Source organism: Streptomyces sp. NPDC104761 (assembly GCF_055583445.1).
The window spans coordinates 98,135-113,105 of the sequence record NZ_JBVJNZ010000001.1; the positions used below are offsets into that span (position 1 = coordinate 98,135).

Annotated in this window: 12 protein-coding genes; 3 read left to right on the plus strand and 9 right to left on the minus strand. The window is 73.5% G+C overall.

Annotation, left to right across the window (positions count from 1 at the left end; all coding sequences use genetic code 11):
- The first annotated feature begins 182 nt into the window (after nt 1-182).
- Nucleotides 183-1,382 (plus strand): epoxide hydrolase family protein, encoded by a 1,200-nt coding sequence (locus ACZ63F_RS00465; protein ID WP_469707331.1) that lies wholly within the window; start codon nt 183-185, stop codon nt 1,380-1,382.
- A 147-nt stretch (nt 1,383-1,529) separates the two neighbouring features.
- On the opposite strand, the gene ACZ63F_RS00470 is transcribed toward ACZ63F_RS00465, so the two are convergent.
- From ACZ63F_RS00470 to ACZ63F_RS00485, 4 genes are all read right to left on the minus strand, one after another.
- Nucleotides 1,530-2,969, minus strand: coding sequence for a GNAT family N-acetyltransferase (locus ACZ63F_RS00470; RefSeq protein ID WP_469707333.1), 1,440 nt, complete (start codon nt 2,967-2,969; stop codon nt 1,530-1,532).
- 288 nt (nt 2,970-3,257) lie between these two features.
- The gene (locus tag ACZ63F_RS00475; RefSeq protein WP_469707335.1) at nt 3,258-4,838 is read right to left on the minus strand and encodes an alkaline phosphatase D family protein; all 1,581 of its coding nucleotides are present in this window, start codon (nt 4,836-4,838) and stop codon (nt 3,258-3,260) included.
- A gap of 259 nt (nt 4,839-5,097) precedes the next feature.
- Entirely contained in the window at nt 5,098-6,528 is a 1,431-nt protein-coding gene (gene pdxR, locus ACZ63F_RS00480; protein WP_469707337.1) for a MocR-like pyridoxine biosynthesis transcription factor PdxR, read from the minus strand.
- Nucleotides 6,529-7,754: 1,226 nt separating this feature from the next.
- On the minus strand, nt 7,755-8,585 hold the full coding sequence (locus ACZ63F_RS00485; protein ID WP_469707338.1) for an alpha/beta fold hydrolase: 831 nt from the start codon (nt 8,583-8,585) through the stop codon (nt 7,755-7,757).
- Between the two features lie 506 nt (nt 8,586-9,091).
- Between ACZ63F_RS00485 and ACZ63F_RS00490 the strand changes: the two genes are divergently transcribed.
- On the plus strand, nt 9,092-9,853 hold the full coding sequence (locus tag ACZ63F_RS00490; protein ID WP_352366947.1) for a GntR family transcriptional regulator: 762 nt from the start codon (nt 9,092-9,094) through the stop codon (nt 9,851-9,853).
- A 77-nt stretch (nt 9,854-9,930) separates the two neighbouring features.
- Here ACZ63F_RS00490 and ACZ63F_RS00495 read toward each other — a convergent pair whose 3' ends face one another.
- Nucleotides 9,931-11,088 carry an ROK family transcriptional regulator gene (locus ACZ63F_RS00495; protein ID WP_469707340.1) on the minus strand — a complete coding sequence of 386 codons (1,158 nt, stop codon included), beginning with the start codon at nt 11,086-11,088 and terminating at the stop codon, nt 9,931-9,933.
- A gap of 176 nt (nt 11,089-11,264) precedes the next feature.
- Here ACZ63F_RS00495 and ACZ63F_RS00500 point away from each other — a divergent pair, with 176 nt between their 5' ends.
- Nucleotides 11,265-11,705, plus strand: a complete 441-nt coding sequence (locus ACZ63F_RS00500; RefSeq protein ID WP_469707342.1) for a hypothetical protein — start codon at nt 11,265-11,267, stop codon at nt 11,703-11,705.
- On the opposite strand, the gene mug is transcribed toward ACZ63F_RS00500, so the two are convergent.
- The 4 genes from mug to ACZ63F_RS00520 all read right to left on the minus strand — a co-directional run bounded on the left by mug (nt 11,683) and on the right by ACZ63F_RS00520 (nt 14,908).
- Nucleotides 11,683-12,255: a G/U mismatch-specific DNA glycosylase gene (gene mug / locus ACZ63F_RS00505; RefSeq protein ID WP_469709262.1), complete on the minus strand. Its 573-nt coding sequence runs from the start codon at nt 12,253-12,255 to the stop codon at nt 11,683-11,685. The two genes, ACZ63F_RS00500 and mug, sit on opposite strands and share 23 nt — an antisense overlap.
- The gene (gene purB, locus ACZ63F_RS00510) at nt 12,252-13,697 is read right to left on the minus strand and encodes an adenylosuccinate lyase (RefSeq protein ID WP_469707344.1); all 1,446 of its coding nucleotides are present in this window, start codon (nt 13,695-13,697) and stop codon (nt 12,252-12,254) included. Before purB ends, mug begins: the two co-directional genes overlap by 4 nt.
- A 73-nt stretch (nt 13,698-13,770) precedes the next feature.
- The gene (locus ACZ63F_RS00515; protein ID WP_469707346.1) at nt 13,771-14,115 is read right to left on the minus strand and encodes a DUF4326 domain-containing protein; all 345 of its coding nucleotides are present in this window, start codon (nt 14,113-14,115) and stop codon (nt 13,771-13,773) included.
- Between the two features lie 10 nt (nt 14,116-14,125).
- On the minus strand, nt 14,126-14,908 hold the full coding sequence (locus tag ACZ63F_RS00520; protein ID WP_469707347.1) for an SGNH/GDSL hydrolase family protein: 783 nt from the start codon (nt 14,906-14,908) through the stop codon (nt 14,126-14,128).
- Nucleotides 14,909-14,971 lie beyond the last annotated feature (63 nt).

Below are 14,971 nucleotides of genomic sequence, written 5' to 3' on the forward strand. Positions count from 1 at the left end.
GGCACGTCACCTCAACGGTATTCCCTCCCCGCGCTTTCGGTCGTGGTCCGCAGCCCTGCCGTACCCGGGGCCGGCCACGGGGGTATCCCGGGGTTTTCCCTGGGCCGACCCGCGTGGATCCGCAGCACTGTGGACGAGCCGGCGGCACCGGGCCGCCGATCTGACAAGGAAGACACCCGCACATGTCTGACACCTCCGCAGCGACGGACATCCGCCCGTTCACCTTCGAGTTCCCCGAGTCGGATCTCCAGGACCTGCGCGCGCGCATCGCGGCGACGCGTTTCCCCGAGAAGGAGACCGTCGCCGACCAGTCCCAGGGCACCCAGCTCGCCACCGTCCGGGAGCTGGCGCGCTACTGGGCCACGGAGTACGACTGGCGCAAGGTCGAGGCGCGGCTGAACTCCTACCCGCAGTTCCTCACCGAGATCGACGGGCTGGACATCCACTTCGTCCACGTCCGCTCGAAGCACGAGAACGCGCTGCCGTTGATCGTCACGCACGGCTGGCCGGGCTCGGTCGTCGAGCAGCTGAAGATCATCGAGCCGCTCACCGACCCCACGGCACACGGCGGCTCCGCCCAGGACGCGTTCCACGTGGTGATCCCCTCCATGCCCGGTTACGGCTTCTCGGGCAAGCCCACCGCCAAGGGCTGGGGCCCGGAGCGCATCGCCCGGGCCTGGGGTGAGCTGATGAAGCGCCTCGGCTACACCAGGTACGTGGCGCAAGGTGGCGACTGGGGTGCCGTCGTCACCGACCTCATGGGCGTGCAGGAGCCGGAGGGACTGATCGGCATCCACACCAACATGCCCAAGGTCATCCCGCCGGCCGTCGAGCAGGCGATCGTCGCCGGAAACCCGCTTCCGGACGACGTGGTCCTCGCCGACGACGAGCAGAAGCGCGCCGTCGAACAGCTGGACTTCGTGTACCGGCACGTCTACTACGCCTACATGATGGGCTCGCGTCCGCAGTCCCTGACCGGCCTCGCGGACTCGCCCGTCGGCCTGGCGGCGTTCCTGCTCGACCACGACGCGAAGAGCCTGGCCCTGATCACCCGCTCCTTCGGCGGTGTGGCGGAAGGGCTGTCCCGGGACGACGTCCTGGACAACATCACGCTGTTCTGGCTGACGAACACGGCCGTTTCCGCGGCCCGCCTCTACGCCGAGAACACCGCTCCCTTCTTCGGCGCCAGGGGCGTGAAGCTCCCCGTGGCCGTCAGCGTCTTCCCCGACGAGCTCTACCAGGCGCCGGAGAGCTGGGCCAAGGAGGCCTATCCGAACCTCGTCCACTTCAACCGGCTCCCCAAGGGCGGCCACTTCGCCGCCTGGGAACAGCCCGAGCTCTTCGTGGACGAACTCCGCAAGGGCTTCAGCACCCTCCGCTAGCCCCTGCGCGGGGACGGAAGCCCGGCACCCGCGGGGCTTTTGCCCTCAGCGTCACCACGGTTCATGACGCTCCGGCGCCCCTACAGGGGCGCGGGGAACTGCGCGGCCAGCCCCCACGCACCCGCAGTCGCCGGACCGCCGTACGTGCTACGGCGCTTCGGCGTTCCCGGGCTCCCCCGCACCGGAGAGCCACCCCACGGCAGTCACGGCGGCCCCCGGCTCCGCCGCCAGCCGCGCCGTGATGACCAACGTCCCCTCCTCGATCTGATAGTCCAACGGCAACCCCAGCCCCCGCATCGCCGCCACCATCCCCGTGTTGGACGCCTGCGTCACCGCGTAGACGCTCGCGCAGCCCGCCTCGACGGCCATCCTCACCAGCCGCCCGAGCAACTCGCCGCCGATACCGCGCCGCTGCCAGTCGTCCTCGACGAGCAGCGCCACCTCGGTCTCGTCCCCGTCCCACAGCAGATGCCCGAGGCCGACGATCCGGCCCGACGCGGTCTGCACGGCCAGCGTCCGGCCGAAGCGGGGGCTGAGCAGGTGGTTCAGGTACCGGTCGGCGTCCCCGACCGGCCCGTGGTAGCGGAGCCCGAGCGTCCGCGTCGAGCAGCGCTCGTGCATCGCCTTCGCCGCCTCCAGGTCACCGGTGTCGGCCCGGCGTACCGTGATCTCGCTGCCCGCGGGCAGCGAGATCACGTCCTGGCCGCGCGGGATGCGCGGTCCGAGCCGGGCGTCCAGCTCCACCAGCGCCCGCGCCCGCGCGAACTCGGTCGGCGTGAACGGGAGATACGGCCGCTCCACGGTGATCACTCCCCCCTCCGGCGCACGCAGCCGCATCACGGTGTCCTCCAGCACCCCTTCGACGGGAACCGCCTCGGGGCTCCGGGCCCCGCCGACCGGGTGGGCGGGGAGCGAGCGGATCGTGCACCTCCCCAACAACTGCCGGAGGGCCAGCGGAAGTTCCGCCGCGTCCAGGGCGGTTCGGGTGGCCAGGCCGAGCACCCTGGTCGGCGCGTCCACCAGATCGTGGGCGTCGGCCCGCTCGATCCAGGTGTCCGTGCCCCCGGCCAGCGCCACCGCCCGCGTGATCTCGCCGGCGGTCAGGTCACCCGGCGCCCGCAGCAGGAACTCGTCCACGGTCCCGTCGCCCAGCGGATGGGTCTGCAGGCTCAGGATGTCCACCCGGTGCCCGGCGAGCCCGCCGCACAGCGCCGCCAGCGAGCCCGGCTCGTCCCGCACCGTCGTCCGCAGCCGCCACAGCGTGCTCGCCCGGTCGCCGGTTCCCGGGGTGTCCGCGCCGGCTCCGGCCCGGCGCGCCTCGGGAACGGCCGGCCGGGCGCCGGTATCGGTATCCGTCACCGGCGGTGCGTGACCCGGGCGCCTCGCCCACCAGACGTGGAAGCCGGCCGTCGCCGCCAGCACCAGCGCCGAGATCACCAGGAGCGCCGGACCGCCGGGCCCGTGCCCGACCAGGTTGGCCACTCCGTCGGCCACCGCGACCGCCGTGAACAGGGCGGCGAGCTCGACGACGTCCCGCCGCCAGTGGTGCACGGGGCGTCCGTTCCTCGTGCGTGTCACATCAGACATGTCTCGATTCATGCAGCCACTGTGAAGCAATGGTGTTGCGTGATCACGAACGCTCTGTGACCGATGGGTAAAGCATGCTTACGTGGTTTTTGTGCTGTTTTCAACAGTTGCCGCGGTCATGGCCGGGGCGTCCTGCAGCGGCGGCGACCGAGAGCAGCACGGGCGGGTCGCCGGAGCATCTCCCGGATCGTCCCGTTCGCCCCTGTGGCCGCCGCCCCCGGAGCATGCGGCAGGGCCGCGTACCGGGGGATGACGCCGGTTCGCGGCCCTGCAGAAAGCGTACGGGAGTTACTGGCCGACCCGGCCCGGCTGCAGGGTCCGGGTGAACAGCACGGTGCCGTCGTACTCCCGCAGGCGCACGGTCAGTTCGCCGCTGTCGCCGTCGATGTCGACCTCGCCGAAGAACTGGTATCCCTCGGCGGGTGACACGTTCGAGGCGGTCGGCGCCTTGACGAACACCCGGTCGGGGCCGAAGGTGCCGTCCAGCACGCTGGCCGGGAAGGCGCCGGCGTTCAGCGGACCGGAGACGAACTCCCAGAACGGCGCGAAGTCCTTGAACGCGGCCCGCGACGGGTCGTAGTGCTGGGCCGAGGTGTGGTGGACGTCGGCGGTCAGCCACACCGTGCCGGTGATCCTCCGGTGCTTGATGTACCGCAGAAGTTCCGCGATCTGCAGCTCACGGCCGAGCGGCGCGCCCGGGTCGCCCTGGGCGACTGCCTCGAAGTTCGCCTTCCCCTCGACCGGGTCGGGCACGACAAGACCGATCGGCATGTCCGCGGCGATCACCTTCCACACCGCACGCGAGCGGGACAGCTCGCGCTTGAGCCACGCCAGTTGCTCGGCGCCGAGGATGCCCTGCGGGTCGGTGGTCTGGTCGTCGGGCGAGTTCGCGTTGCGGTAGGTCCGCATGTCCAGCACGAACACGTCCAGGAGCGGGCCGTGGTGGTGGACGCGGTAGATCCGGCCGTCCGGGCGGCCGCTGATCGTGGAGATCGGGAAGTACTCGGAGAACGCCTGCCGCGAGCGCACCGCCATGTCGTCCAGCCGGGTGCCGGCCGGGTAGGCGGTGCCGGTGCCGATGACCTCGCCCGGGTACCAGTTGTTGCGGACCTCGTGGTCGTCCCACTGGATGACGTTCGGCACCTGGGCGTTGAACCGGCGCAGCGCCTCGTCCAACAGGTTGTAGCGGAAGTTGCCGCGGAAGTCGTCCAGCGTGACCGCGACGTGCGACTTCGCCTCGGAGGTGACGTTGCGGTACAGGCTGCCGTCGGGCAGCGCCTGGGTCGCCGTGATCACACCGTCGGCGTAGATGTTGTCACCGCTGCACAGGAAGAAGTCCGGGTCCAGCCTCGCCATCGCGTCGAAGATGCGGTAGCCGCCGATGGCCTCGTTGATGCCCCAGCCCTGCCCGGCGAGGTCGCCGGACCACAGGAACTTCACGCCCTGGCGGCGGCGTGCGGACGCGGTGCGGAAGGTGCCGGTGACCGGCTCACCGGTGCGGCGCGGGTCGTCGGGGTCGGCGAGCCGCACCCGGTAGTGGATCTGCTCGCCGGACGGCAGTCCGTGCAGCCGCGTGGTACCGGTGAAGTCACTGTCCGCGCCGAGCAGCGGGCCGCGCCAGGTGCGGGCGTTGCGGAACGACTCGGTGGCCGAGGTCTCCACGATCATCCGGGCCGGCCGGTCCGAACGGACCCACACCAGGCCGGAGTCGGCGGTCACGTCGCCCGCCTGCACGCCCCAGTCCGCCCGGGGACGCCCGGACAGTGCGAACGCCGGCGCGGAAGAGAGCGCCGTGGGCAGGGTCAGGGCAGCCGACGCGGCGAGCGAGCCGCGCAGCACAGTGCGGCGGCCAGGGAGCGAAAGGGACATCGAAGGGCCTCCAGAACGGGATCCGGCCAGGGGTGCACAGCCACAACTACTGGGGCACCGCAGCGCACACGCAAACCGCGAGTGAACAACTGACCGGCCGCCGCAAGCGCTGTCCCTCCGGGACGGCCGCTTCGCGGTCGTTCCGGTCCGGCGGTGTCCTGGAGGTCCCGGTCCGGCGGTGTCCTGGGGGTTCCGGTCCGGCCGTCCCGCCGCCGGCCCGCGTCCGGCCGTCCCCGCCTCGCGTCCGGCCGCGTCGCCGTCACCCGGTCACCGCCTCCGCCATCACCCGCACGCCCTCCCGGATCCGTGCCGCCGGCAGATGCGCGTACCCCAGCACCAGCCGTACGCCGGACGCGTCGCCTCGTGCGTGTGTGCACGCGCTGAGCGGACGCACCGCGACCCCGGCCGCCGCCGCCCGGCGCACGAAACGGCTCTCCGGCCCGTACCGGTCGGGCAGTTCGGCGATGGCGTGCAGTCCTGCCGCGATCCCCGACACGCGCGCGTGCGGGAAGTGCTCGGCAAGGGCGGCGACCAGGACGTCCCGCCGCTCCCGGTAGGCGCGCTGGCAGCGGCGCAGCTGCCGGTCGTAGTCGCCGCGCTCCAGGAACCGGGCGAACACCGCCTGGTCGACGGAGGGATGGCCCAGGTCCATGGTCCGCTTGCGCTCGACGACGGCGTCCGCCAGGAACTCCGGCACCAGCAGCCAGCCCAGCCGCAGTCCGGGGGCGAGGGACTTGCTGACCGACCCCGTGTACGCCACGCGCTCGGGGTCGAGGCCCTGCAGGGCGCCGACCGGGGCCCGGTCGTAGCGGAAGTCGCCGTCGTAGTCGTCCTCCAGGAGCAGCCCGTCCACCGAGCGGGCCCAGTCCAGCAGCCGGGCGCGGCGGCCGGGGGAGCAGGCGATCCCGGTGGGGTACTGGTGGGCGGGGGTCGTCACCGCCGCGCGGACGCCGGACGCGTGCAGCGGGCCGGGCGCCAGGCCCTCGGCGTCCAGGGGCAGCGGGACGGTGCGCAGTCCGGCCGCCGCGTACAGGGCGTCGTGCTGCGGGCTGCCGGGGTCCTCCACGCCGATCTCGCGCACCCCGCGCGCGTGCAGCACGGAACCGAGCAGCGCCGCCGCCTGCGCCACTCCGGAGACGATCACGAGCCGTTCCGGGTCGGCGACCACACCCCGGCGCCGGGCCAGGAGTTCGGCGAGGGCCGAGCGCAGCCGGGGCAGCCCGCGCGGGTCCGGATAGCCGAGGTCGCGGTGCGGCAGCTCCGCCAGCACCTCGCGCTGGGCGGCGGCCCAGGCGGCGCGCGGGAACAGCGACAGGTCCGGCGACCCCGGCACGAAGTCCACCCGTGTGCCCTGCGGCCGCGGCGCGAGGTCACGCGTGCGTGGCGCCGCCGCCCGCACGGCACCGCTCACCCAGGTCCCCGCTCCCCGGCCGCTGCGCAGGTAGCCCTCCGCCGTCAGCTGCTCGTACGCCTCCGTGACCAGCCCCCGCGACACCCCCAGGTCCTTGGCCAGCTCCCGGCTGGACGGCAGCCGGGTGCCGGGCGCGAGCCGCCCCGCCCGGATCGCCTCGCGTAGCGCGGCCTGGAGGAAACGCCCACGCGCGCGTGCCGGTGCCGAGGCGGCCGGCAGCAGCAGCTCCCACGAGGCGGAGCCCGGCAGTCCGCCCGGATTGGTCCCCGATGACGTCATGGAAGTGGACCTTAATCCGGGCCGCCCTGGTTCCTAGCGTCGTCCTCATGAACGCGACCACCACGCGCGGCTCCCTGCTGACCGTGCTCGCCTATGTGCTCGTCGGCGCCTCCTTCACCGCCAACAGCGTGCTGGGCCACTATCCCTACGCGGGCGGCCAGTTCCTCCGCTACGGACTGGCCTGCCTGCTGCTCGTGCCGTTCGTCGGGCGGGGCGCAGCCGGGCGGCTGCGCGGGCTCGGGGCGGGCGCGTGGCTGCGGCTGGCCCTGCTCGCCGCCGTCGGGATGGTCGGCTTCAACCTCGCGGTCCTCGCGGCCGAGCGCACCGCGGAACCGGCGGTGCCGGGCGTCCTCGTCGGCTGCGCCCCGGTGGTGGTCGCGGTCCTGGTCCCGCTCCTGGACGGTCGTCGGCCCCAACGACAGGTGTTCCGTGCGGCGTTGCTGGTCGCGTTCGGCGCCTTCGCGGTCCAGGGCTGGGGGCGTACGGACGCGAGCGGTCTCGCCTTCTCGGTGTGCGCGCTGGCCGGTGAGGTCGGGTTCGCGGTGCTCGCGGGACCGGTGCTGAGCGCGCTCGGACCCCGGCTGCTGACCGCCACGGTGTGCGCCCTCGCCGCGGCCGAGGCGGCGGTGGCAGGGGCCGTGCTCGACGGCGGGGCGTGGCTGCGCCGGCCCGGCGCCACGGAGGCGGCCGCGCTGCTGTGGCAGGCGGTGGTCGTCACCGTCGTCGGGTTCGTGTGCTGGTACATGGGCGTACAGCGGATCGGCACGGAGCGCGCGACGCTGTTCACCGGTCTCGTCCCGCTGACCGCCGTCTGCACCGCCCCGCTCGTCGGAACGGGCTCCTACGGACCCGCCCAGGCCGTCGGCGGGGCCCTGGTGGGTGCCGGGGTCGCCCTGGGCACCGGCACCCTGCCACGGCCCGGCCATCGGTCGGCTACGACCACCCGCCGGCTCGCCGAGGGGCCCTCCGGCTTCCGTCCGAGGGCCGGCCGCACTCCGGACCGCCGGGCCGGGGGCCGCTCACCGGTGGCCAGGGCCCTGTCCCGCCTCAGTGGCCGCCGGACCCCGGCCGCCGACGCCCCGCGCCGCACCGTCCCTCCGGCCCCGCGCCACACCGTCGCTCCGCCCCCGCACCGCACCGTCCCCCCGGAACCGCGCCCCACTGTGCCGTCGGCCGACCGACGCCGGCCGTCCGCTGCGCACCCGGCGTCGGCGTCCGGGTGCCGGTCAGCGGCTGCCGTCGAGGATGACGCGGGCGACCAGCGCCGGGTCGTCGTTCATCGGGCAGTGGCCGCAGCCGGGCAGCCGGACCAGCCGGGCCTTGGGGATGATCTGCTTGGCCCGGACCCCCTGGCGGCGCACCAGCAGCATGTCCCGGGTGCCCCAGCCCACGGTGACCGGGATGCCGGGGATGTCGTCGGTGAACTGGACGGCGGCACCCGCCCGCAGGGTCTCGGCGAATCCGCTGGCCCGCGCGAGGGCCAGCGTCTCGGCGACCACGGCCTCGGGTGAACGGCGCGCCGGGCGGGCGTAGATGGTGCTCGTCAGGGCGGCCCGGCCGGCGGCCGACCGGGACAGCCGCTCGACCAGCGGGAGCGGCAGCCGCTCCGCGATCCGCCGCATGGCGATGAGCACACCGAAGGCGTAGCGCCGCTCGGCCTGTGACCAGAACCCGGCGGGGGAGAGGGCGGTGACGGACCGTACGAGCTTCTCGCGGCCCAGCTCCAGTGCCAGCAGTCCGCCGAGCGAGTTGCCCGCCACGTGCGGCCGGTCCAGCTCCAGGGCCTCGAACAGGGCGCCGAGCAGGGCGTTGGTGGTCGGCAGGTCGTAGGCGAGGCCGTCGGGCAGGGCCGGGGAGGCACCGAAGCCGGGCAGGTCCACGGCGATCACGTCCCGCTCGGTCGCGAGGATGTCCACCACGGGGTCCCAGGCCTGCCGGTGATGCCCTATGCCGTGGAGGAGGACCAGTGGTTCGCCGCGGCCCACGCGCGCGTACGAGACGGTCACATCCTGCCGGCCGTGCGCGGCCGGGGCTTTGAACGAGACGGTGGCGGACATGGGGGCTCCTCGTCTGGCGGCTTCGGCGGACGCCGTAGACAGCTTGTCAGCAATTGCTACTCGCGGGTAGTCCCCGGTGGGGTGTGTCGTCTGCCCGCACGCGCCGTCAACGCGCCGCGAACGGCTCCGGATCCACGGCGGCATGCCGTGCACCTGCCCCCGGGTCATTCTGGGCCGAGGGTGCGGGGAGCGACGCGATTCCGCCCTGACATGCGCGGACGTGTCGGGCCCGGCGGAGGTGACGCCCGCGGCGCCGGCCGCGGGTCGCCCCTGCAACGGGCGCTTCCCGCCGCGCGACGGGACCTTTGCCGCCATGTCACGAAAACGCACCTGCGCGAACGCCTCGTGAACGCTCTGTGGCACCGCTTTCTATGCGTGGGCCAAGGGATCGAGGATTGGTCTTGACCAAGGGTCTGCGCCGCCCTATGGTCGCAGATAAGTAAAACAACCTTTAATAAACAAGGGCGCTAAAACGCCGCCGGACCACGGCGATTGCGGAGGACAGGGTGGGGACCACGCAGCTGGAATCGGTGCCGGAACCGAAGTACTGGCATCTCAAGACCGTGCTCAGTGAGGCACTGGACTCGGAGTTCTCGGTCGGCGAGATCCTGCCCAACGAGCGCGACCTCGCCGCCCGCTTCGGCGTGGCCCGCGCCACCCTCCGCCAGGCCCTCGAACAACTCGAACTGGAGGGCCGGCTGCAGCGCCGCCGCGGTGTCGGCACGACGGTCGCGCCCCCGCGCGTGGGCGTGGCGGTCGGCACCGACCAGCACGCCTGGCCGGGCGCCGCCGGGGACGCCTGGCAGCCCGTCGACTGCACCCTCGCGGTGCCGCCGGCCGCCGTCGCGACCGCCCTGGAGACCGGCCCTGAGGAGCCCGTGCACATCGTGCGCCGCTCCCGCGTCTCGCACGGCCAGCCCGTCGCCGCCGAGCTGCTCTACATCCCGGCGGACTCGGTCCCGGAGCTGACCGCGATCGACGCGCCGTCCGGCGCGCCCCGCGCGCGTGCCGTCCTGCGTGAGCTGCAGCGCCTGGAGCTCGAGGGCCAGGACCGCGCCGTGGAGCTCGGCTCGGCCCGCGCGGACGACGCCAAGGAACTCGACCGGCTCCCCGGCGCCCCGGTGCTGGTCGTCACCACCCGGTTCCTCGCCGCCGGCCGCACCGCCGCGCTCTCCGTCGCCACCTACCGCGCGGACACCTGCCGGCTGACCTTCGGCGACACCGGCGGCGTGGAGATCCACCACGGCCCCGAGCGGCAGGCCTCCTGACCATCGCGCCGGACGCCCGGACCGCGCCCCGGACCAACCTCCGGGGCGCGACCCGTTTCCCGGCCCGGCACAGCCGCTCAGCGGCGCGCGGTGACCGTCCCGTCCACCGCGAACAGCTGTTCCTCCACATGGTCGAGGGCGAGCCGCAGCGCGCCCGTCGCCACCGCCGCCTCACCGAGCAGCGAGAGCGCCACCCGGGGCGGCCGCAGACAGTACCGGGCCAGCTCCCGGCGCAGCGGCTCCAGGACGCCGTCCAGCCCGGCCGCCCAGCCGCCGATCACCACCAGCTCCGGGTCCAGCGCCAGCACCAGCGCGGCCACGTCGTGAACCAGCCGCTGGATGAACCGGTCGACGGCCGCCCGCGCCCGCGCGTCCCCCTTGCGGGCCAGCGCGAACACCTCGGCGACCGCCTGCTCGTCCAGTGGGTGCAGCGGCTCGTCGGTGGTCGACAGCAGCGTCTCCGGGGTCACCTCACGGCCCAGCAGGTGCAGCGCGCCGATCTCCCCGGCCGCGCCGCCGTACCCCCGGTGCAGCCGCCCGCCGATCAGCGATCCGGCGCCCGGACTCAGCCCGGCCAGCACCATCACCATGTCGTCGGAATCGGTGGCGGCGCCCTTCCAGTGCTCGGCCACGGCCGCCGCGTTGGCGTCGTTCTCCACCAGGACCGGGCACTTGAAGGACCGGCTCAGCCGCTCGCCGAGCGGCAGCCCCGTCCACTCGGGCAGCGCGGTGCCCAGCCGCACCAGGCCGTCCGCCTCGACGATGCCGGGGGTGCCGACCCCGACGGCCCGCAGCGAACCGCGCGCCACCCCGGCCCGGCGCAGCAGCTCGGCGACGGCGGTGCGCAGCCGCTCCAGCCGCTCGTCCGCGCCGGCCGTCTCGTCGACCTCCTTGGCCTGTGCCCCCAGCACCCGCCCGTCCAGGTCCGAAAGGAGCGCGGCGACGCGGTGCGGGACTATCTCCAGGCCCAGCAGGTGCCCGGCCTCGGCCCGGAACCGGAACCGCCGCGCCGGCCGCCCCTGCTTCCGGGTGGCGCCCTCCTCGGCCACCGTCTCGACGACCAGTCCGGCCTCGATGAGCCCTTCCACGACCCCCTCGACGGTCGGCCGGGACAGCCCGGTCACCCGGGTGATCTCGGTGAGCGTCGCACAGTCGGTGGCCCGCAGTGCGTGCAGCACCACCGCGGAATTGATCCTTCGCAGCAGAGACGGATCACCGCCGGTCAACCCCGCCAACGTCCGTCCTCCCAGCTAGCCCTGCACGTTGGCCGGATCGTACTTCGACGCCGGCGACCCCGGCGAGTGCCGGACGCCTCCGATCTGCCGGAGATCCGCGATCAGCACGACCCGAGGCGCAGGCAGGCGGCCTGAGGACGGCCCGGGTGTCAGTGGCACCGGCTTTACTGGATCACATGGACATCGCGAAGTGCCTCGCCCGGATCGACGAGTTGTGCGCGCGGGAGTTCCCGGCGGAACACGGCCGAACGGACGCCGGCACGGGCGGACCGGGATACCTGATCACCGCGTTGGAGACCAGCGGCGACTTCTACGAGGACGAGGAAGGCGAGCGGGAGGAGACGGAGGCGCGGTTCGAGGCCGACCGGGACGCGCTCGGCAGACGGCTCGGCGAGCGGTGGGGGCCCGCTCAGGAGGTCGGCCTGCACAGCGTTCTGGAGCGTGCCATGGAGGGCGAGGAGGTCGACGAACCGTGGGCGCAACTCTGCGATCACGTGCCGGACGTGCGGCTGTGGCAGACGGACACCGGCCGCCGGGTCGGCCTCGGCGTCTCCCACTGGGACCGGGAACTGCCCTTCCAGCTGCCGGCCGTCGTCACTCTTGCGGCCCCTCCGTGACCGGCCGTCCCGCCGCCGCGGCCCGCAGCCGCCCGAACTCCTCGGCCATCGTCGCCGCCGTCCAGTGCGCGTTCAGGCCGCTGGGGTTGGGCAGGACCCACACCCGGGTGTCCCCGATGGTCCGCTCCTGGGGACCCACCTGGGCCCGGCGGTCGGCGAAGGCGGCCCGGTAGGCCGTGACGCCCACGACCGCCAGCCACCTCGGCCGGACCCGCGTCACCTTGGCCGTCAGGAGGTGGCCGCCCTCGGCGTACTCCGCGGCCGTCAGCTCGTCCGCGCGCGCGGTCGCCCGCGCCACCACGTTCGTGATGCCGAGCCCGTACGACAGCAACTCGCCCTGTTCCGCGGGCTTCAGCAGCCGCGGGGTGAAGCCGGACAGGTGCAGGACCGGCCAGAAGCGGTTGCCGGGACGGGCGAAGTGGTGGCCGGTGGCCGCCGTCATCAGGCCCGGGTTGATGCCGCAGAACAGGACGTGCAGGCCGTCCGCGAGCACGTCGGGGACGAGCCGGTCGCGGGCGGCCTCCAGCTGGGCCTGGGTGAAGCGGGTCAGAGGATCGCTCCGGGGGTGTAACCGGCGGCCTCGGGGTGCTGCTTGACGATCTCCTCGATCCGGCCGACGACGACGCCGACCTGCGCGGCGGCCGCGCCCGTGAAGGACAGCTTGTCGGCCATCAGGGCCGTCAGCTGCTCGCGGTCCAGCGGCAGCCGCTCGTCGGCGGCGAGCTTGTCGAGCAGGTCGTTGCGCTCGGCGCCCTGCTCGCGCATCGCGAGCGCGGTGGCGACGGCGTTCTCCTTGATCGCCTCGTGCGCGACCTCACGCCCGACGCCCGCGCGCACCGCGCCCATCAGCACCTTGGTGGTGGCGAGGAACGGGAGGTAGCGGTCCAGCTCCCGGGCGATGACGGCCGGGAAGGCGCCGAACTCGTCGAGGACCGTCAGGAAGGTCTCCAGGAGGCCGTCGAGCGCGAAGAAGGCGTCCGGCAGGGCCACCCGGCGCACCACCGAGCAGGACACGTCGCCCTCGTTCCACTGGTCGCCGGCCAGCTCGCCGGTCATCGAGGCGTAACCGCGCAGGATCACCATGAGTCCGTTGACGCGCTCGCAGGACCGCGTGTTCATCTTGTGCGGCATCGCCGAGGAGCCGACCTGGCCCGGCTTGAAGCCCTCGGTGACCAGCTCGTGCCCCGCCATCAGCCGGATCGTCTTGGCCAGCGAGGACGGGGCGGCCGCCAGCTGCACCAGTGCGGTCACCACCTCGTAGTCCAGCGAGCGCGGGTACACCTGGCCGACCGAGGTGAACGCCTGCGAGAAGCCGAGGTGCCGCGCGATCCGGTCCTCCAGCTCGGCCAGCTTCGCCGCGTCCCCGCCCAGCAGGTCCAGCATGTCCTGCGCGGTGCCCACCGGGCCCTTGATGCCGCGCAGCGGGTAGCGTCCGAGCAGCTCCTCGACGCGGCCGTACGCCACGAGGAGTTCGTCGGCGGCGGTCGCGAAGCGCTTGCCGAGGGTGGTGGCCTGCGCGGCCACGTTGTGCGAGCGGCCGGCCATGACCAGCTCGGCGTACTCGCCGGCCAGCCTGCCCAGGCGGGCCAGGACGGCCGTCGTACGGTCCCGCATCAGTTCCAGCGAGAGCCGGATCTGCAGCTGCTCGACGTTCTCCGTCAGGTCGCGGGAGGTCATGCCCTTGTGCACGTGCTCGTGGCCGGCGAGGGCGTTGAACTCCTCGATCCGCGCCTTCACGTCGTGCCGGGTGACCTTCTCACGCTCGGCGATGGAGGCCAGGTCGACGGTGTCGAGGACCCGCTCGTAGTCGGCGATCGCCGCGTCCGGCACCTCGATCCCGAGGTCCTTCTGGGCCCGCAGCACGGCGAGCCAGAGCTGCCGCTCCAGCTTCACCTTCTGCTCGGGCGACCAGAGCGTGGCGAGCTCGGCGGAGGCGTAGCGTCCGGCGAGGACGTTCGGAATGCGGGGCTTGGCGGGCGCGGCTGAAGTCACGTGTAGGGATTCTACTGGCGATTCCTGCAGGCCAGCCCCGCGGGCCCGCTCGTGTGAACGTACGAGAGCCGCGTCACCGCTCCGGCACGCCGGCCAGCTCCGCCAGCACGTCCGCGTGGCACCGTTCCGGTGCGCACCAGCAGGCCAGGGTCTTCCCCCGCAGCCCGGCCACCAGCTCCAGCAGCTCGGGCCGCTCCAGCAGGTACGCCCGGTACATGGCCATCACCTCGGCCCGGGTGCCGTCCCGCTTCTTCTTCGGGGTGTCGTAGGCGAAGGGGTTGTACAGGGGGTGGCGGGGGAGGTCCCAGCCGCCCATGGTCCAGCGACGGCCCACGTAGACGACGTCCGCGGGGGCGTGTTCCAGCCGGGGACCGAACTCGTGGATGCGGCCCCTGATGTTGATCACCCGGGTGGGCACGGGAGCCGCCCTACGCCTCGTACGGCAGCAGCTCCGGGCGCTTCGGCGCGCGGCCGTCGCCCGAGGAGCGGCCGGTGAGGCGGCGGCCTATCCACGGCAGCAGGTGCTGCCGGGTGAAGCGGGCGTCCGCGACGCGACGCGCCACCCAGCCGGGCGGCAGCGTCGCCGGGATCGGCGTGCGCCACCCGGTGTCCTCGGGCTCGTAGCCGAGGGTCTGCCAGACCGCCTCGGCGACCCTGCGGTGCCCCTCGGCCGTCAGGTGCAGCCGGTCCACGTCCCACATCCGGGGGTCGGCCAGCGAGGGCGCGCCGTACAGGTCCACGACCAGGGCACCGTGCCGCTCGGCCAGCTCGTCGACGACGCCGAACAGCTCCTCCATGCGCGGCCGGAACCGCTCGAGGACCGGGCCCTGGCGCCCGGGGCTGCGCATCAGCACCAGCTGCTCGCAGGCCGGCGCCAGCCGCTCCACCGCCTCCGTGAGCAGGTCCCGGACCCGGACCATGTCGCACTTGGGGCGCAGCGTGTCGTTGAGGCCCCCGACCAGCGTGATGACGTCGGGCCGCATCGCGACCGCCCTGTCCACCTGCTCCTCGACGATCTGCCCGATCAGCTTGCCGCGCACCGCGAGGTTGGCGTAGCGGAAGCCGGGGGTGCGGGCGGCCATCCGGGCGGCGAGGAGGTCCGCCCAGCCCCGGTAGGAGCCGTCGGGCCGCAGGTCCGACATGCCCTCGGTGAAGGAGTCGCCGATCGCGACCAGGCTGGAGTGTGCGGGAAGCACCGGGTTCTTCTGCATGGCGACACAGATGGTATCCCGAGGCGCATACCCGCCGGTCGGTCACTCCCTCCGGCGACGACT